The sequence below is a fragment of the Neisseria sp. 83E34 genome (assembly GCF_001308015.1).
GTDB lineage: Bacteria > Pseudomonadota > Gammaproteobacteria > Burkholderiales > Neisseriaceae > Neisseria.
This window is the reverse complement of record NZ_LGYH01000006.1, coordinates 168,724-187,539: the sequence shown is the minus strand read 5'-3', so window position 1 is coordinate 187,539 and position 18,816 is coordinate 168,724. Positions and strand designations below refer to the sequence as shown.

The window sequence follows — 18,816 nt, the reverse complement described above, 5'->3', positions numbered from 1 at the left end:
GACAGGCATTGCATTATAACCGGCAAAAATGACATCTATAACAGAGTGGGTTAATACTCTATAAAGATTGAATTTCGCAGCTATCGCTTGGCTTAAATTAAGCTTCCGCCATACTCAAGGCTTGCTGGATGTCTACTGCCACGATGCGCGACACGCCTTTTTCCTGCATGGTAACGCCGATAAGCTGCTCGGCCATTTCCATGGTTATTCGGTTGTGCGAAATGTAGAGAAACTGGGTTTGCGCCGACATTTCTTTCACCAGATTGCAGAAGCGGCCGGTATTGGCATCGTCAAGCGGGGCGTCTACTTCGTCCAGCAGGCAGAAAGGTGCGGGGTTGAGGCTGAATAGGGCGAACACAAGGCTCATGGCGGTTAGTGCTTTTTCGCCGCCCGAGAGCAGGTGGATGGTGCTGTTTTTCTTACCGGGCGGACGCGCCATAATCGATACGCCGGCGGTAAGCAAGTCGTCGCCTATCATATGCAAAGTGGCTTCGCCGCCACCGAATAGTGTGGGGAAAAAAGTTTGCACCTTTTCGTTTACAGCATCAAAAGTTTCTTTAAAGCGCTGTTTGGTTTCGTTATCAATCTGGCTGATGGCTTCTTCCAATAAATCAATTGCAGACTGCACATCTTCGCTTTGGTTACGGTAATAGCCGTCACGCTCGCGTGCTTCTTCCAGCTCTTTGAGGGCGGCAAGGTTAACTGCGCCCAATGCTTCAATTTGTTGGCTCAGGCTTTGAATGCTGCCGGAAAGTTCTTTTAAGCCGGATTTTCCGACTAATTTGGCCAAGGCTTCGAAGTCGGCGTGCCGTTCTTCCAGATTCTGATGATGGCGCTTTGCATTAATCAAGGCTTCTTGTTGCTGCAGCAAGGCGGTTTGAGTGGCGGCTTGCAGCTGCGGCAAAGAAGCGGCAAGCGTTTGCTGTTGTGCATATAGTTCACGGCCTTGTTGCTGGGTTTCAGACAGGCATTCTTGTATGACGAGATACTGTTCTTCCAATGTGCTTACTTGCTCGGTCAGCAATTCGAGTTTTTCACGTTGTTCGCTGTCTTGCTCTTCGCTTTCATAGGCCAGTGCCAGCTCGGATTGCCGCTCTTGCCAATCGAGTGTTTGTTGTTCGAGTGCGGTGATTTGCTGCTGCAACGATTGTTTGCGTTGCTGCTGTTTATGTACGGCGACTTCAATCATGCCGTAGCGGCGGTTGGCCTCAAGCAGCGCAAGTTGGGCTTGTTTGAGTTCGTTTTGGCGGCTTTGGCGTGTGTTATGCAATCCGCTCTGCTGATTTTCTAATTCTGTTGCGGCTTCGGCAAGCAGCTCGATATCGCTTTGCAGGCTTTCGCTGCTTTGTTGCAGCACAAGTTGTTCTTCTTCGATCAGTAGGAGTTCTTGTTCGATATGCTGGCGTCGAAGTTGGCCTTGATTGGTGCGGGTGAGTAGTTCGGTTGCTTTTGCTTGTGCTGTGTGAAGCTGTGCGGCATGTTGACGGTGTTGTGTTTGCCATGTTTTATGTTGTGCTTCATGTGCTTCGATAGCAGCGCGGGCTTCGTTATTGTGTTGTTCGGCTTGTTTAAGCTCGGGTGAAATGATTTCGAGCTGCTTGTTAAGTGCATCGTAGCGGTTTTTCAGCTCAATTAAATTTTGGCTGTTTTTTTCGGCATAAAGCACGACACCGATCGAATCAACTTGATGGCCTTCGGGCGTGAGCCAGCATTGACGGCTTTGTAAGCGTTCACGATTTTGCAGGGCATAGTCTAATGAAGGGGCGCATAAGACGCCGTCTAACCAGTAAGCCAGAGCTGTTTGATAGGGCGGGTCAGCTTGGATTTGGTTAATCAATGCTTGAGCCGGTTGGGTTTTACGGGGTGAAGTTAAGTCGGTATAAAACCATGCGGCCGAACCTTCAGGCAGAGGCAAAGGTAATACCTTTTCACTGGTTAAAGCGCGAGCTTGTAATTTTGTTTCAAGAAAAGCAGCCAGCGCGTGTTGCCAATCGTCAGGTACTTTAATATGTTGCCATAATGCAGGCGCGGAAGCATAAGGCGTTTGTTGCCAGAAATCGTCCGCTTTACGGTTGTTTTCGAGCAATACGCCAATAGCTTGTTGTTCGGCTTGAAGCGTGATGTGTTGTTGGTATAAATCGTTGTAAGCTTGAATGCCTGTCTGAACGGTGTTTTTCAGACAGGCATAACGTTCTTCGCTGTCTAAAAGTTGTTGTTCATAATGTTCATGCTGCGCTTGCAAGATTTCAGCTTGTTCTTGTGCTGCCGCAATTTCTGCTTCGTGCGGCAGATTGAGTGATTGGTTTTCTTGATACAGACGCTCTCGACGCAGGCTGTGTTGATTCAGTGTTTGGTTGGCATGGGCAAGCTGTTGTTGCTTGAGCGCAAGCTCCCTCTTGATGCGGTTAAGTTCGTCTTGTTGAGCTTGAAAAGAGGCGGTTAATGTGTTCTGCGCCGCTTCCAGCTCAGGAAGGCTTTCTTCTCGTTCTGCAACTTGCATGGCCCATTCAGCAAGCTCTATTTGTTTTTCTTCTAGGTCGGTTTCCAGTATTTCTAATTCATCAAGAATATTTTGTTTTTCTGAATGAATACGTTGTAGTTGGGCTTGTGCAGCCTGGCGATCCCGCTGGATTCTCTGTTGCAGGTTGTGTTGTGAACGTAATTGTTCTTCCAAGCGGGCAATCTGCTCGCGTAGCATGGCGCGTTGATTGCTGATTGCTTGAGCTTGCTGCTGTTGCTTTTGCTCTTCTTCACGCAAAATATGTAGTGCTTCTCCTGCTGCTTGATTTTGCGCGGCAGTTTCATCTTGTTTCTGTTGGGAAATGCGGTGCTGCTCGGTGGCTTTGTCTGCTGCTGCTAGCGATTGTTGCCATTGAGTGTAGTCCAGCAGGTCTTGTTGTCGGGCAATCTGCTCTGTGAGAGTTTGATAGCGTTCGGCAGTTTCAGCCTGTTTTTCCAGTTTTTCAACTTGGCGGGCAAGCTCTGCTTGTAAGTCAGACAGCCGTTGTAAATGTTCTCGGGTATCTTTTAAGCGGTGTTCGGTTTCTTTTCGGCGTTCTTTATATTTGGATACGCCGGCGGCTTCTTCTATATAAGCGCGCAATTCCTCAGGCCTGGCTTCAATAATCCGAGAAATCATGCCTTGTTCAATAACAGCATAACCACGTGCGCCAACGCCCGTACCTAGAAATAAGTCTGTAATGTCGCGGCGGCGTACTACTTGGTTGTTGATGTAATAGGTAGATTCTCCCTGGCGGGTTAGTTGCCGTTTGATACTCACCTCTGCATATTTACCCCATGGCCCTTGCAAAGACTGATCCGCGTTGTTGAATACCAGTTCGACTGATGCACGGGGAGCAGGGCGACGGGTTGCTGCACCGTTAAAAATAACATCCTGCATGCTTTCCCCGCGCAGCTGCTTGGCTGATGCTTCTCCTAGAACCCAACGAACCGCATCAATTACGTTTGATTTACCGCAGCCATTCGGGCCGATAACGGCTACCAGCTGTCCCGGAACATGAATCGTAGTGGGATCTGTGAAAGATTTAAAACCAGTAAGTTTAATATGGGTAAGGCGCATGACAGTAAAATTAAGTCTATTTAATTCAATTGATTAGAATTTTTATTTGGCTTTGTTTAAAGATATGTTGGTTTCGAAAATTAATTTCTTAAAGTTTAAATTCAATAGGGTATTATTATTGTTGTGTATCAAAAATGCAACTCTATGTAAACAAAGAGTTATGGCAACTATATTGCTGAAGTATTTTTGTTATTCTAAAAAGAATATTTTTAAGTATATGATTTTTAATTATAAAAAAAATAACGGTTTGAGATTTTGCAAATAACAGATTAAGTTTTTTTAAAATATGCAAGATAAATCTTTTTTAGTATAATGCCTTTCATCTAGTATGGAAGCCGTTTATTTTTGCTCCGACATGAGATAGTTGCTTTGTTATTTAATATCATTAATCTATCTCGATACCACTTCACAACCTTTTGCTTAGAAAATTGTTTTGGAGTTTTGCTAGGATAACTTTGCCAAGTCAATCCGCTCCATGCGTGAATTTGTAAAGTTTTTGCTAATTAATTTCGGTGTCCGTGGCATTAAATTTAAGGTTTTTTTTCGTTTAAACCAATTATGTAATTTAGGTACACATTACTTTAATATTGAATATTGTTAGGGTGCTTAAATTAAATGGAGATTTATAATGATGATTCAGCATAAAAAACTATGGTTATTCATGCTGCCTTTGCTTGCAACAGGTTGTGTTTATAAAAATGCAAACCGCGAAGTTTGGATTGACACAACAGATACTGTTTACAGTACCAGTGTGCCAGATGATAAATCTTCGGTTGTATTTTACCGTCAAGCCAATGCAATTGATGGCCCTACTGTTAATGTGTATGTGAATGGTCAATATTTGGGATCATTGCAACCTAACGCGTATCGTCAAGAAACTGTATGCGCACAAAACCAGAGATTCTTTGCTGAGTTTGCCAATAAAGATGTGGCTTACCATGAAAAAGCAAATTCAGGTGATTACTATAACTTGCCTGAAGCAGCGGTTTCTTTCTTTAAGATTGTCCAAGGTGAAAATGGACGCCCAGCATTACAAGCTGTTTCTCCTGAACAGGCTGAGCAAGAAATGAAAGGTGTTCAAAGCCAGCATCATACGTTGTCACGGGTACAAACTGCTGCGCAATGCTCAACTGTTTTGAAAAAATATACTTTACAAGCTTCTGCTTTGTTCAAATTTGACCGTTCGGGCTATAAAGATATGCTTCCGAAAGGTAAACAGGAAATTGCAGCTGTATCTGAAGATATCAAGCAAAATCCTGGTCGAATAAGTGGTATCCAAGTTATTGGTTATACTGATCCCGAAGGTAGTAATCAGTATAACAATAAGCTGTCTTTGGCACGTGCTAAAACAGTAAAAGAAGCCTTGTCTGGAAGTGGATTGGATCCGAATCTGATTACTTCGGAAGGGCGCGGTGAAAATGATCTTATCGTCACAGATTGCCGAGCCAAGCATCCTAAAGATGCTGCAGCACGCAAAGAATGTGACCAGCCAAACCGTCGAGTGGAGATTATTCTTCACGGTGAAAAAAACAACTAACCATTAAGGTGAAAGACTATGTCTAGAAGCATTACGCTAAATATTAATGATGCTAAGTCAACTGTTGAAACAGTACAGTTGCAAACAGCAACAGGTACACCTCTTCGAATTCCTGCTCAAGAAAATGTAAACTATCAATTTATTGATGATGCTACATCTTTTGGTCCTGAGAATATCATGACTAAACGTGTGGGCGAAAACTTGGAAATTGCATTCGAAGGTACGAATATTGAGAATCCTGACTTAATTATTGAGGGATTCTATGGCAATAATGGCGCAGACAACCTTTTGGTTGGCCTACATGAGAACGGTAACATGTACCCTTACATTCCTGAAAGTACGCTGCAGGAAGAAGCTGTTACTATGTTGGCAGACGAAGTGGCTGCGGGTCAGGCTTTGGGCGGTGAGATTATTGCAAGTGCTATGTGGGTTCCTAACCCGCTGTGGGCTTTGGCTGCATTGCCGGTTGCTGGATTGGCCGCCGCCGCGGGTGGCGGTGGTGGTGATGACGCACCGGAAGATGCTCTAAAAATTACTGTGTCTGCTCCTGATCAAACAGCAGACAAAACGCCTGTTATCACTGGTACGACAAATGCAGCAGAAGGTAGCGTTGTAACAGTAAAGGTGACAGAGGTCACTAAAGATGCTAACGGCAATCCTGTTGATGGAAAAATTCATACATTAACTACAACTGTTAAGGCTGATGGAACTTATTCTGTAGAGCCGACAGACGACATGCCGAGCGGACCTTATAAAGCGTCTGCTACTGTAGTAGATAATTCTTCACCAGAAGATACTGCAACCGCGGAAGATCCGGGTAGTATTATTGGTATTACTGTAGATGCTCCGGATAATACTAGTGACACAACGCCCACTATTACTGGAACTGTGACTAAGGATGTTCCTGTGGGTTCTGAAGTAACTGTTACTATCAAAGACAAAAACGGCACTACCCAAGTGGTGACCACCACCGTTAAACCGGACGGCACCTATTCAGTGGACGTGCCGAAAGAGCTGCCGGAAGGTCCGTACACCGCCGAAGCGAAAGTGAAAGATCCTGCCGGTAACGAAGCGACCGCAACCGATCCGGGTTCGATCGACACCACCGCGCCGCAAATCACGGTTGACGCGCCGGACAACACCAGCGACACCACGCCGACCATCACCGGTACCACCGACGTACCGGAAGGTTCCGTGGTAACCGTGACGGTGGCCGACAAAGACGGCAACACCCAAGTGGTGACGACCACCGTTAAACCGGACGGCACCTATTCAGTGGACGTGCCGAAAGAGCTGCCGGAAGGTCCGTACACCGCCGAAGCGAAAGTGAAAGATCCTGCCGGTAACGAAGCGACCGCAACCGATCCGGGTTCGATCGACACCACCGCGCCGCAAATCACGGTTGACGCGCCGGACAACACCAGCGACACCACGCCGACCATCACCGGTACCACCGACGCACCGGAAGGTTCCGTGGTAACCGTGACGGTGGCCGACAAAGACGGCAACACCCAAGTGGTGACGACCACCGTTAAACCGGACGGCACCTATTCAGTGGACGTGCCGAAAGAGCTGCCGGAAGGTCCGTACACCGCCGAAGCGAAAGTGAAAGATCCTGCCGGTAACGAAGCAACTGCGAAAGATAGTGGTAGCGTAGATACTGCACCTCCAGCAGTAGAAGTAGAAAATGCTTCTGTGGAAGAAGCGAGTTCTAATACTGTGAATGGTACGATCAAAGTATCTGATAAAGCAGGTGTTGGTGTAGTAACTATTGGTGATAAAGATGTAACTCAAGCCAATAACAAAGTTCCTGTGGAAATCGTTACAGATAAAGGTACGTTGAAAGTAACAGGTTATGATGTCGCAACTGGTGTATTGACTTACGAGTACACAGAAAATGGCACTGCGAAAGACCATAGTCGAGGTGATGATTCTGTTGTAGATTCATTCGATATAGTTGTGAAAGATGTGTTGGGTAACACAACCAATGCTCAATTGAATGTAACTATTACAGATACTGCGCCAGCTGCATCTGCTGATGCCAACAATATTCGAGAGGGTGAAGGCTCTGTTAGCGGAAATGTATTGGGTAACGATGCTACTGGTGCTGATAAGCCTGTAACTGCTAATGTTGAAAACGGTAAAGGAAGCTATGGTGAGTTGACATTAAATGCTGATGGCACTTATAGCTATGCATTGAATAACAACAATCCTGCAGTTAAAGCTTTGAATGATGGTGAAACATTAACAGATACATTCACTTATACTGTGAAAGATTCAGATGGTGACAGCAGTTCTTCAACATTGACTATTACGATTGATGGCAGAGATAGTGACAAAACTATCTTTGGCGGAAATGACAAAGATGATATCAATGGTGGGGGCGGTAATGATGTTCTGGTTGGTGACAAAGGTGGTACTACAACAGTAATTACCCCGGGAGCTAACTATAACGTAGCGATTCTGCTGGATATTTCTAACAGTATGCAAAAATACCGCATTGCAGACGGCACAACTTACTTCAATATGGCTAAGAATTCTTTGCTGAAGTTGGCAAATGATTTAGCCGGTCATGATGGTAAAGTTAACGTAGCACTATTCGCGTTTAACCGTTTGACTAAGTTGGAAGTGAATATTGAGGATCTGACTCAAGATAATGTAGATCAATTAGCAAGTAAAATTGCTAATTTGAAAGTTGGTTCACGTCTTGAAGGTATAACTAATTACGATGATGCATTTGCTGATACTACGGCATGGTTTAACGAAGTATCAGGTAATGGTTATCAAAACATTACTTATTTCTTGACAGATGGTGAGCCGACCGCATACGGTCAGCAAGGTTTGAAAGATCCTATTGGTGCTTATGTTACTCAAAATACAGTTAACGCTGCTTTGAATAGCTTCAAAGGCTTGAGTGAGGTTTCTGCCGTACATGCAATTGGCTTCTCCCAAGGCATCAGAGAAAATGTGTTGAATTTCTTTGACAACACTTCTAATGATCCATTGGTAGAAGGTAGCTTTAGCTACGATGCACCAAAAGTAGGTAAAGTAGTTTATCAAGGTACTGCAGGTGACTCTGCTATCGTGAATACTCCGGATGAGTTGGATGCTGCGTTACAAGGAGGTAGTGAATCTGAGGTACTAAGCAGTGTGGCTGACGATACTATTTCCGGAGGAGACGGTAACGACTTTATCTTTGGTGATACTATCAATACTGATCACTTGACTTGGACAAATGGTGATACTGGTGTTAGCTATACTGCCGGCAACCATAATGGTATGAGTTCAGAAGCTCTGAATGAGTTCATCAAATGGTCTGAAAATAGTGGTGTAGAAGCTACTGACCAACAAAAAGCGGACTATATCGCTGAACACTGGAAAGAGTTGTTGGATGGCCGTCCTGATGGTGGCAACGACACACTGAACGGTGGTAGCGGAGATGACGTGTTGTTTGGCGGTGCCGGTAATGATAATCTAACCGGCGGCGAAGGTGCTGATAAGTTTGTCTTCTTGGCAAACAGCAACAGCGGTCAAGACGTGATAGTTGATTTCACTGAAGGCGAAGATAAAGTAGTATTTGCCGATTTAGTGAATGCTAATGACCTGAAGAACGCTGTGTGGAATGACACAACCAGCACATTGAGCTTTACTGCGGTAGGAGCTGATGGCGCTACTTATAACAACAGCATTACTTTCACAGGTATTTCCAGCGGACAAACTTTGGAAACTGTATTGGAAAAACATGTTGAAGTATTGGGCTAATTAGTTAGCTTAGACGGCCCCCTTGCTTGTGAAAGTAAGGGGGCTGAATTTTGTAGTTGTAATGGAGTTCCTGAAACTGGCGCAATGTCATGCCTGTCTGAAAAACTATTTTTCAGACAGGCATTTCCATGATTCAGACTACTTGCCGTGATACTTGGGTTTGACCCGATCATCTTTTTAAGAACACAGTAATATAATTAATCAATACATTTTTAATACAAGGCAGCAAGCTGTAGACAGTACAAGTAGTAAGTAGGGTGAGAGGCAGCAACGACTTAGCAAAAATAAGTTTATTTGCTATAAATCTACATCTCTCGCGTACGCCTGTGTGAACGCATGTTAGAGTTATCGCTCGACAAACGTTGCTTTGGGTGACTTTAGTTTAGATGTAAAAATACAGAGTGGGTTAACGGAGTTTTATGAAATGGCATTGAGTTGTTGGAGGATCAAGGTTTTATTAATTCGCCCATTTTGCTGCATGTGTAGCCAGTTTTGATAATACAGAGTTGGGTTTTTCTGCTGTATCAGTGAAGGAGAGGCTCTGTGGGCCAATCGATAAACAGAATGCCTGTCTGAAAATAAACGCCACACCACAAAGTCGGCACTTTTTCAGACAGGCATTGTTTAAGGCTTGTTTTGTATGATTAGTGAATAGGGCTTATTTCCAATAGCGCCACCACGGCATACTGTTGGGCTTCCAGTCTTGTGTTAGATAAGGGCTTTGTGGGAAGTTGGTTTGCAGCACTCGGGTGGTATCTTCAGCCAAATCGGGTTTATTCAGCTTCTTATAAGAAGTGATCATAATGGCCAAGGCCTCTTCCACAAAGCGGGTATTTTGGTATTGGGCAATGATTTTTTGCGAACGATTGATGGCAGCAAGGTATGCGCCGCGGTTAATATAGTAGCGGGCAATCGCCATTTCATTACCGGCTAAGGCATCAACCAGTTTGGTCATCCGTTCAGTAGCATCGGCTACATATTCGCTATCGGGATAGCGTTTGGTAAGCTCTTCGAAAGCATAATAGGCTTCACGGTTGGCTTTCGGATCGCGGTCAGACCAATCTTGCGAGGCCAGCTTGTTTAAGAAAGACTTATCTTCGTTAAACAGCACCAAGCCTTTCAAATAAAGAACATAATCCATGCGTGGATGGTTCGGATAAAGGCGCTGGAAACGCTGTATGGCTGCGAGCGCGCGTTCGGGTTCGTCATCTTTATAGTAGGCATAAGCCGTATCCAACTGAGCTTGCTGGGCGTACACGCCATTAGGAAATCGCGATTGCAACAGTTCATATAATTTGATGGCTCGCGTATAATTATTGCTGTTTAGCTCGTCTTGCGCTTCGGTGTATAGCTGGTTAACGGTCCAATCTTGGGTAATCTGGGCATCTTTATCTACGGCGCCTTTTGTAGCGCAGCCTGATAACGCCAAGCCTAAAGAAACAATTAAAAGAATTTTTTTCATGCAAAATATTTCCTTGGATAACGAAGCCGATTATAGCGATGATTTGGAGTTTTCGGCAGCCCCTAATGCAGAAAGTTTCATAAATTTAGTGATTCCGGTTGATTTGGCAGGTATGCGGCTCGATGCAGCGCTGGCAAAACTGCTGCCTGATTACTCCCGCAGCCGCTTGAGTAGCTGGATTAAAGAAGGCGCCGTTTCGGTAAACGGCAAGCCTGCTATGCCGAAAGATAAATTGATCGGTGGCGAAGAGCTAGTGGTAGCTGTTCAGCAAAGTGATGAGAATGCTGCTTTTACACCGGAACCAATGGATTTAGATATTCTTTATGAGGATGATGCGGTAATTGTGTTGAATAAACCTGCCGGTTTGGTAGTGCATCCGGCGGCAGGCAATTGGTCGGGGACGCTGCTTAACGGGCTTTTGGCGCATTGTTCTGATTTGGCACAGGTGCCTCGCGCGGGAATTGTGCACCGCTTGGATAAAGATACCAGTGGTTTGATGGTGGTGGCAAAAACTTTGCCGGCGCAAAACGATTTGGTCAAGCAGCTGCAAGATCGCAGCGTGAAACGTATTTACCGCGCAGTTGCCAATGGAATTGTGCCTTTTGATGGGAAAATTGAAACCCTCATCGGTCGCGATCCGTATAACCGTTTGAAAATGGCGGTGGTAAAATTTGGTGGAAAAGAAGCGGTAACACATGTGAAAGTATTGGAGCGATATGGGGCGCACAGTTATATTGAATGTGCGCTGGAAACAGGGCGGACACATCAAATCCGGGTACACATGCGTGAAGCCAATCATCCTCTAGCAGGAGACCCTGTATATGGTAATCCGCGTCACCAGTGTTCAGTGGCAGTTAAAGAAGCAATTAAAAATTTAAACAGGCAGGCTTTACATGCTTACAGTTTGAGCTTTAAACACCCTAAAACGGGAGAGAATATGTCGTTTAAAGCTCCGTTACCTCAAGATATGTACCATTTATTGTCGGTGTTGCGTCTGGAAAGCGGTTTGGATTCTTCATTGAGTAATGAGGAAGAATGGTTGGAAAAAATGGATATACAAGAGGATGATGACTGGAATGAAGACGATTATGATGTTGAAGTGGTTTATGTTAGGGAGTAGGCCATAAAAAATAAAAAGCAGTGTTTTTAGCACTGCTTTTTACATAAACATTTAATTAATAGAATTCACTTCGGTCTATCGTACGTAAAACTCTTGCCGGAACACCTGCTGCTAATGAGCAAGGTGGAAGGTCTTTTACTACCACGGCATTTGCACCAACTACTGAATCGGAGCCTATTGTAATACCGCCGATTAGCTTAACACCAGTTCCTAACATAACATTGTCGCCCACTTTCGGGTAAATGTTGGCATGGGCTTGAGTGCCGTCGTTGGCAATAGATACTCCATTGAAGATTTTGCAATTTTTTCCAACTTCTGCACCGGCACCGATAGTAATATTATAATGGTGGGCAAACTTACAGCCTTTACCGATTTTAGAAGCAGGGTGGATGTCGCTGGAAAAAATCATGCGACTGATTAAATATGTCAGATAGCTAAAAGGGCGTGTTAGTTTGCTGCGGTAGAGCGCACTAGAGATGCGGTATATAAACATCAGGTGGGTAGCCGGTAAAAGTAAGTTTTTCATAAGCTGTTTCTCTCATAAATAATTGTGTTTAGAGATAATAAAATTCAAATTGCATATTTTAATGCATTTTTTGCGATTAACACATTTTTTTATTCCATATAGTGCAAGGTAAAATCTTGTTAGGATGGTGTAATTATGGAAAGTATTGGTTTTAAACAAGTTTTTAATGAAAAAATCATATGTGGTGATTTTCTTGATGCAGATTGGCCTGCTCCCTGCAATGTAAAGGTTTTAATCACAACACGAAAGGGAGGTAAAAGCAACGGTTGTTTTAGTAGCTTGAACGTAGGTGCGCATGTGGGCGATAACCCGGAAGCCGTTGCTCAAAACCGTGCTTATGTGCAAGAGCATGTAGGCGCACCTCTCGTGTTTTTGAACCAGGTTCACGGAGTTGATGTGGTAAAGGCTGTTGATGCTAAAAGGGGGCTGACGGATGCGGATGCTTGTGTGGATAATATGGGTAGCGCAGCTTGTGTGGTGATGACTGCAGATTGTTTGCCGGTGTTGTTTTGTGACCGTGCCGGAACGGTGGTTGCCGCAGCTCATGCAGGTTGGCGCGGTTTAGCTCAAGGCGTGTTGCAGAACACGATTGCTGCAATGCAGGTTGACCCGATGGAAATCATGGCTTATTTCGGCCCGGCCATTGGTCCTGATGCTTTTGAAGTAGGAGAGGATGTTCGAGAAGCTTTTTGCAACCAAATTGCGGCAGCAGAAGATGCGTTTCAAAGCATTGGTGGAAATAAATATCTGGCTGATATTTATCAGCTTGCCAGATTGATATTACATCGAGAAGGGGTAACCCAGATTTACGGCGGCTCACATTGTACGGTATTGGAAAGGGAAAACTTTTTTTCTTATCGGAGGGACGGGCAAACCGGAAGAATGGCCAGCATTATTTGGTTGGAACAAGATTGATTCAAAAGCTTTTCAGACAGGCATATGCCTGTCTGAAAAGCTTTTGAGCGGTTTGCTTGGGTGGATCTTTCCTAATGAATCAATCGGATAAGAAGCGATTTGCGATATAATATAAGTTTTCCGTTATCAGCCTTTAATCAAGGAATATCATAATGAACAATCTCAGTTATGACGTCGATTCGCATGACGATGAAGTGAGCGCTTTATCGTTGCCGCCTCATTCAGTCGAGGCAGAGCAATCAGTGCTCGGCGGGCTGATGTTGGAAAACGCAGCTTGGGATCGGGTTGCCGATGTGGTAACGGGTGAAGATTTTTACCGACATGAGCACCGCTTGATTTTCCGCGCAATTGCCGGCTTAGTAAACGAAAGCAGGCCGGCCGACGTGATTACGGTTCAAGAGGCGTTGGAGCGCAACGAAGAGCTGGAAAATGGCGGCGGGTTCAATTATCTGGTTACTTTAGCGCAAAATACGCCTTCTGCCGCCAATATCCGCCGCTATGCAGAGATTGTGCGCGAGCGCTCGATAATGCGCCAGCTTGCCGAGGTAGGTACGGAGATTGCACGCAGCGCCTACAATCCGCAAGGTCGAGATGCAGGCCAGTTGTTGGATGAAGCAGAAAATAAAGTATTCCAAATCGCAGAAAGCACAGCCAAATCCAAGCAGGGATTCTTAAATATGCCGGATTTGCTGAAAGAAGTGGTTGAAAGAATCGATATGCTTTATTCGCGTGACAATCCGGATGAAGTAACCGGTGTGGCAACGGGCTTCATAGATTTGGACAAAAAAACCTCGGGTTTGCAAGGCGGGGACTTGATTATCGTAGCGGGGAGACCGTCTATGGGTAAAACTGCTTTTTCAATTAACATTGCAGAATATGTTGCCGTAGAAAGCAAGTTGCCTGTTGCCGTATTTTCTATGGAAATGGGTGGTGCACAGTTGGTAATGCGTATGCTTGGTTCTATTGGTAGGCTGGATCAAAGTGTTCTTAAAACCGGCGCGTTGAAAGACGAGCATTGGGGGCGTTTGAATGACGCTGTTGTGAAACTTTCTGATGCGCCGATGTTTATTGATGAAACACCAGGCCTCACCGCACTGGAATTACGCGCGCGCGCCAGGCGCTTGGCAAGACAATTCGGCGGCAAACTGGGGTTGATTGTGATTGACTATCTGCAATTAATGTCTGGCTCAGGCCGTAACGATAACCGGGCTTCAGAGCTGGGTGAAATTTCCCGATCTTTGAAATCGCTGGCAAAAGAACTGCATGTTCCCGTTATCGCGCTTTCCCAATTGAGCCGCACGGTGGAACAACGTACTGACAAACGCCCAATGATGTCGGACTTGCGTGAATCAGGTGCGATTGAGCAGGATGCTGATTTGATCATGTTTATGTATCGAGATGAATATTACCATCCTGAATCCCAGTTTAAAGGGCTGGCGGAATGTATCATCGGCAAAAACCGTAACGGTCCGGTAGGTAAAGTGGTGCTCACATGGACAGGCCAGTTTACTAAATTCGACAACGCGGCATTTGTGCCGGATATGGCTATGATGGAAGATTAATTAATGATGGGTTTGTTGCAAATTTTAGTGAAATGAAGAAAAAAGCAGCATTTCAATATAAATAATTAGGTAAGCGGATGATGTATCGTTTAAAATAGCGGTTAAATTTTAATAAAGATTACGTACATTACCGGAAAATAAACAATCAGGTGTTACTCATGTATTCAAATCAAAAAGGTTTTACCTTAGTCGAATTAATGGTGGTTATTGCTATATTTGCCATCATGTCTTTGATTGCTTATCCCAATATGTCTGAATGGATTGCCGAGCGCCGTATCGCGAATAAAGCTGAGCAAATGGCGAATTTGTTCCGCCTCGCGCGAGCGGAAGCGGTGAGGATTGGTGTGCCGGTTTATATTTGCCCTGTTGATATATCGGATGCGGGTAAGCCCAATAATTATTGTAAATCTTCTCAGGTAGAGGGCTATGCAGCATTTGCTGATAAGAATAAAAACAATAAGTTTGATGATGAGGACATACCTTTGCGGACAGTAGTGTTAAATGTTCCATCCCGAAGCTCCATGCGCTTTTTGTTTGATAATTTAGATCCTGCACTAAATTATAATCCTGTGAAGAGTTCAGCTGAACAAGCCCGTGCAGCTGGTTATATGCCAAATGGGTCTTTCGTGAGGGTGAACTATCAACAACAAGGCGTGATTACTTCTTCGCCTGCCAACGGTATCATTAAAATTGTTTTGACCGACAAACAGCCACAAAATAAACAAAAAAGCAGAGCGCAAGTTCTTTTGTTTGATGGAAGCGGCAGGTTACAGACTTGTAAGAAATCGGAAATTTTGGATCCCAATAATAAGAAATGCACTTTTTTAGAGAAATGAAGATAATGAAAAAAACGGTCTTACAAAAAATCGGAAGGGTGGGGTAATGGTTACTCAAAAGCAAAAAGGTGCCACGCTGATAGAAGTGTTGATATCCATGTTGATGCTCGGCTTGGGTGTGCTGGTTTTGTTGGCAACACAGCTCAGAACAGTTTCAGGCGTGCGTGAAGCGGAAAATCAAACGATTGTTGCACAAGCCACTCAGAATCTGATTGAAGGTATGCTGATGAACCCTACATTGGAGGAGCGTACCTTAAATCGCACAAATAATGATATGGTGGGTGTTAGGTGGAATAGAAAACAATATGACATCTACCGCAGTAATATTGATGACGTAAATCCAGAAAACTGCACTCCTTTAAATATTGGTAATGATATTAATAAAACTCAATTAGCATTGCGACATATGTGTAATTTCAGACAAACACTAGCAAATAACTTACCTGATGCCGAATTTCGGATTCATATTTGTCGCGATAATAGCGACGGCGAACCTACGTTGGCAAATGGTAATGTAAATTGGAATTGTGCAGAAGCGGCTAGCGTCCCTGCATATACTGTGATTAAAGTTCTATGGCAGATGGATACTGAGAATCAGGCCACACAAACAGGCAGGGGTGTGAATGTTGTTGATGGAAGGGCTGTTTATACTTATCAGGCGCGCGTTACGGATTAAATGAAAATGAAAAATAAATTTTATATTGGCCGTTATGTAAAAAAAACAAAAGGATTTTCTATTATTGAATTTATGGTAGCCAGCCTGCTCAGTATGATTATCTTGATTGCGGTAGGAGCAGGTTACTTTGCGGCTCGTAAAGTTAATGACGTGGCTATTGCCCGTTTGAATGCACAACAAGATATTAGAAATGTTTCAAATATGGTGGTGCATGACGCGCGAATGGCAGGTGGTTTTGGTTGTTTTAATATTAATAGTTTGGATCAGGCTAGGAACATTACGGTGGTTACTGATGAAGAATCTAAAACCGATATCCGTAGATTGGTCGGATTTCAATTTTCAGATACTGTGGAGCTTTCCGAAGGGGTGAAAAGTATTGATAAGAATAGATTTTCGGCTGCAACCGGTATCAATAACTTTACAGCCCAATCAGATGCAGTGGTATTCCAATATGGTGAAGGTTCTCCAGCCGTTACCGAAGTGGGTACGAACACCATTACTATTAATGCAGCCAGTGATGTTGCTACTAATCACTTAGCAAATAATTCTTTTGTAGCTATCAGTACATGCAATACATTGGGTCGTTATTCCATTATTAGTAAAAATCAAAATGTATTGACATTAGATCAAGCACTGCATAATTCAATAATTTCTCCAGCTGTAAGGCATGAAGTTTCACTTGCTAAATATGTGGTTAATATTTATGTTGTAGGTACGCCTACCGGAAGAGAAAGGGGATTTTACCGTATTCGATTAGGTGTTGATGGAAAGTGGGAAACTCCTCAATTGTTATTATCAGGTATTGACCGTATGGATATTTTGTATGGTTATGTGCATAAATGTCAGGGAATTGATCCGGAGATTGACACAGATGTTGTTGCAGCCAGCGCACCCGAAACGTTTAGCTTTACCGACAAACCTGAAGCCACTCGATCTAATCGCCCGTTAGCGAGTATCCGTTTGGTATTAAACCGTAATAATATAGCGGCAGAAGGACAGCTTATGTCTAATGCTGCTTCACGAGAAATTGCGGGTAATGTACATATCTATAATATTGATGCGAACATTCGAGGAGGAAACCGATGCGCAGACCGTTAACCATAGTTCAGCCGACCGAACAAAAAGGTTTTTCCCTTTTTATGGTTTTGGTAATGATGTTTGTGATAGCTTTTTTAGTTATTGCGGCAACACAATCGTATAATACTGAGATGCGTATCAGCAGTAACGATTCAGATCGGAAACATGCATTTTCATTGGCAGAGGCTGCGCTAAGACAGGGGGAAACAGATATTGGCAGCTTTTCGGATGTTACGTTTAGTGCAGATTGTTCCGGAGGGTTATGTGCACAGGCTGATGTCAGTTCTCCAGAAAAAACCATTAATACATCGGAAGTAACTCTAAAGATTACAGCTTGTGAGAAAGAGTGCGCAGGGGTTAACGCGTGGGAACGTAAAGCAGATGACAAAAAGCTCTTGTTTGAAACTAAAATTAAAGATAAGTATAGAACATATGTTGTTTCAGAGGACTTAGCTGAAAAAAATCCACGTTATATTATCGAAGTATTAGGTTCAACGTCACAACCGGACGGTTCGATTCGCGTTATTTATCGTGTTACTGCCCGAGCTTGGGGGAAAAATGAAAATACTTCTGTAACTTTACAATCTTTTGTTGAAGGTGTATACAACAGTTAAATTATTTGCTCAATTTATCCTGTTCCCACTTTGGGATGTAAATACGATTAGGCTTGTTTTGGGCTAGGACGAAAGCAGCCTACTATACAAAATGACGACCAGTAATGCAATTAGGTATTATGATGATAAAAATAAAATCCCAAGGTTTTACTCTGATTGAAGTGTTGATGGCAGTAGCAATATTGGCGATATTGGTAGCGATTGCTATGCCTTCTTATATTCGTTATGTCGAACGGGGGAATGTTACTAACGCAAGAGCGGCGTTAATACAGGTTCAAAGCTTGATAAAAAAAGAAATGATCGCCCATCCAGGTTGGCAACAAGATGATGTTGCAGGATGGCTTGTAGATGCGCGGAGTACCGTAGATCGAACGGTAACAGATAAGTATGATATTGCTTCGGCTGAGAACCATATTGTGGCAATACCCAAAGCGGATACCGGATATAAATATTCAGTAAGAATTGATAGGTTTGGTAATACTTTATTTTGCCAAAGTTCGGAAGCAGCAAGAAGCGATGCCGTGGATCCAAGTAAATGTCGGGCTTCATTAGATGAGTTGTAGGTTGATTATCTTGATATCGCAAATAAACTGAAAAAATCGTCCTGTTATACTTGGCCTTACAGCGGATATCTTGAGTTCTGTTGATTTCAGGAGATGTCCGGTTAGCATGAGTATACTTGGAGCCATGATGAACTAGCGTTGTTGAAGCCTTAATATTGAAACAGCAATGCTTGTTTGAATCATTCAGACAGGCAGAGACCTTTGTAAAATTCCCCACCCAATCCCCTAAATTCCCTACCAAGACATTTAGGGGATTTTTCATAAGCACCTTCTTTCAGCAAACCGCACAAGCCATGATTGCCAAACACATCGATCGCTTCCCCTTATTGAAGCTCGAGCAAGTGATTGGTTGGAGGCCGATCGAGCATTACTTGAATCATCAAAAAACCCGCCACCTTCGAGAACGCCGCGGCTGTCCCGCCTATCCTCCGTTATCCATGTTCAAAGCCATCTACCCGGCCAATGGCACAGCCGGAGACCTTTGCAATAACATAAGTTACTACAATTTTATGCTCAATAAAATTCTCAAAATGAAAAATCTTGCTGATTTTGCCTACTTTTTACTCAAAATAAGAAAGGTTTAGTT

At 43.8% G+C, this 18,816-nt stretch carries 13 protein-coding genes and 1 pseudogene; 11 read left to right on the top strand and 3 right to left on the bottom strand.

Features of this window, described 5'->3' with window-relative positions; all coding sequences use genetic code 11:
• Positions 1–97 precede the first annotated feature (97 nt).
• Complete coding sequence (smc, locus tag AKG09_RS07865; protein ID WP_054618889.1) at positions 98–3,580, bottom strand: chromosome segregation protein SMC; 3,483 nt, start codon at positions 3,578–3,580, stop codon at positions 98–100.
• 628 nt (positions 3,581–4,208) lie between these two features.
• Here smc and AKG09_RS07860 point away from each other — a divergent pair.
• Positions 4,209–5,117, top strand: a complete 909-nt coding sequence (locus AKG09_RS07860; RefSeq protein WP_197272131.1) for an OmpA family protein — start codon at positions 4,209–4,211, stop codon at positions 5,115–5,117.
• 18 nt (positions 5,118–5,135) lie between these two features.
• Positions 5,136–8,879, top strand: coding sequence for an Ig-like domain-containing protein (locus tag AKG09_RS12070; RefSeq protein WP_197272130.1), 3,744 nt, complete (start codon positions 5,136–5,138; stop codon positions 8,877–8,879).
• A gap of 658 nt (positions 8,880–9,537) precedes the next feature.
• On the opposite strand, the gene AKG09_RS07850 is transcribed toward AKG09_RS12070, so the two are convergent.
• The gene (locus AKG09_RS07850; protein WP_054618888.1) at positions 9,538–10,341 is read right to left on the bottom strand and encodes an outer membrane protein assembly factor BamD; all 804 of its coding nucleotides are present in this window, start codon (positions 10,339–10,341) and stop codon (positions 9,538–9,540) included.
• On the opposite strand from AKG09_RS07850, the gene rluD reads away from it, so the two are divergent.
• On the top strand, positions 10,340–11,461 hold the full coding sequence (gene rluD / locus AKG09_RS07845; RefSeq protein ID WP_054618887.1) for a 23S rRNA pseudouridine(1911/1915/1917) synthase RluD: 1,122 nt from the start codon (positions 10,340–10,342) through the stop codon (positions 11,459–11,461). The two genes, AKG09_RS07850 and rluD, sit on opposite strands and share 2 nt — an antisense overlap.
• 55 nt (positions 11,462–11,516) lie before the next feature.
• On the opposite strand, the gene AKG09_RS07840 is transcribed toward rluD, so the two are convergent.
• The gene (locus AKG09_RS07840) at positions 11,517–11,987 is read right to left on the bottom strand and encodes a serine O-acetyltransferase (RefSeq protein WP_054618886.1); all 471 of its coding nucleotides are present in this window, start codon (positions 11,985–11,987) and stop codon (positions 11,517–11,519) included.
• Positions 11,988–12,122: 135 nt separating this feature from the next.
• On the opposite strand from AKG09_RS07840, the gene pgeF reads away from it, so the two are divergent.
• From pgeF to AKG09_RS07800, 8 genes and pseudogenes are all read left to right on the top strand, one after another.
• The gene (pgeF, locus tag AKG09_RS07835; RefSeq protein WP_054618885.1) at positions 12,123–12,902 is read left to right on the top strand and encodes a peptidoglycan editing factor PgeF; all 780 of its coding nucleotides are present in this window, start codon (positions 12,123–12,125) and stop codon (positions 12,900–12,902) included.
• 152 nt (positions 12,903–13,054) lie between these two features.
• Positions 13,055–14,464, top strand: coding sequence for a replicative DNA helicase (dnaB, locus tag AKG09_RS07830; protein ID WP_054618884.1), 1,410 nt, complete (start codon positions 13,055–13,057; stop codon positions 14,462–14,464).
• 158 nt (positions 14,465–14,622) lie between these two features.
• Positions 14,623–15,300 (top strand): GspH/FimT family pseudopilin, encoded by a 678-nt coding sequence (locus AKG09_RS07825; protein WP_054618883.1) that lies wholly within the window; start codon positions 14,623–14,625, stop codon positions 15,298–15,300.
• Positions 15,301–15,346: 46 nt separating this feature from the next.
• Positions 15,347–15,976 (top strand): type IV pilus modification protein PilV, encoded by a 630-nt coding sequence (gene pilV, locus AKG09_RS07820; protein WP_054618882.1) that lies wholly within the window; start codon positions 15,347–15,349, stop codon positions 15,974–15,976.
• Positions 15,977–15,982: 6 nt separating this feature from the next.
• Positions 15,983–17,074, top strand: a complete 1,092-nt coding sequence (locus AKG09_RS07815) for a PilW family protein (RefSeq protein WP_156320821.1) — start codon at positions 15,983–15,985, stop codon at positions 17,072–17,074.
• The gene (locus tag AKG09_RS07810) at positions 17,059–17,667 is read left to right on the top strand and encodes a PilX N-terminal domain-containing pilus assembly protein (protein WP_054618880.1); all 609 of its coding nucleotides are present in this window, start codon (positions 17,059–17,061) and stop codon (positions 17,665–17,667) included. Before AKG09_RS07815 ends, AKG09_RS07810 begins: the two co-directional genes overlap by 16 nt.
• A gap of 104 nt (positions 17,668–17,771) precedes the next feature.
• A complete protein-coding gene (locus AKG09_RS07805; RefSeq protein ID WP_054618879.1) occupies positions 17,772–18,230 on the top strand; it encodes a type IV pilin protein in 459 nt (152 codons plus the stop codon).
• A 260-nt stretch (positions 18,231–18,490) separates the two neighbouring features.
• A pseudogene (locus AKG09_RS07800) lies at positions 18,491–18,702 on the top strand (IS5/IS1182 family transposase); the annotation flags it as partial.
• Positions 18,703–18,816: the final 114 nt, after the last annotated feature.

Excerpts from the sequence above, each read along its gene's own strand:
- smc (WP_054618889.1), bottom strand. The coding sequence starts at position 3,580 with ATGCGCCTTACCCATATTAAACTTACTGGTTTTAAATCTTTCACAGAT.
- AKG09_RS07860 (WP_197272131.1), top strand. The coding sequence starts at position 4,209 with ATGATGATTCAGCATAAAAAACTATGGTTATTCATGCTGCCTTTGCTT.
- AKG09_RS12070 (WP_197272130.1), top strand. The coding sequence starts at position 5,136 with ATGTCTAGAAGCATTACGCTAAATATTAATGATGCTAAGTCAACTGTT.
- rluD (WP_054618887.1), top strand. The coding sequence starts at position 10,340 with ATGCAAAATATTTCCTTGGATAACGAAGCCGATTATAGCGATGATTTG.
- AKG09_RS07850 (WP_054618888.1), bottom strand. The coding sequence starts at position 10,341 with ATGAAAAAAATTCTTTTAATTGTTTCTTTAGGCTTGGCGTTATCAGGC.
- AKG09_RS07840 (WP_054618886.1), bottom strand. The coding sequence starts at position 11,987 with ATGAAAAACTTACTTTTACCGGCTACCCACCTGATGTTTATATACCGC.
- pgeF (WP_054618885.1), top strand. The coding sequence starts at position 12,123 with ATGGAAAGTATTGGTTTTAAACAAGTTTTTAATGAAAAAATCATATGT.
- dnaB (WP_054618884.1), top strand. The coding sequence starts at position 13,055 with ATGAACAATCTCAGTTATGACGTCGATTCGCATGACGATGAAGTGAGC.
- AKG09_RS07825 (WP_054618883.1), top strand. The coding sequence starts at position 14,623 with ATGTATTCAAATCAAAAAGGTTTTACCTTAGTCGAATTAATGGTGGTT.
- pilV (WP_054618882.1), top strand. The coding sequence starts at position 15,347 with ATGGTTACTCAAAAGCAAAAAGGTGCCACGCTGATAGAAGTGTTGATA.
- AKG09_RS07815 (WP_156320821.1), top strand. The coding sequence starts at position 15,983 with ATGAAAAATAAATTTTATATTGGCCGTTATGTAAAAAAAACAAAAGGA.
- AKG09_RS07810 (WP_054618880.1), top strand. The coding sequence starts at position 17,059 with ATGCGCAGACCGTTAACCATAGTTCAGCCGACCGAACAAAAAGGTTTT.
- AKG09_RS07805 (WP_054618879.1), top strand. The coding sequence starts at position 17,772 with ATGCAATTAGGTATTATGATGATAAAAATAAAATCCCAAGGTTTTACT.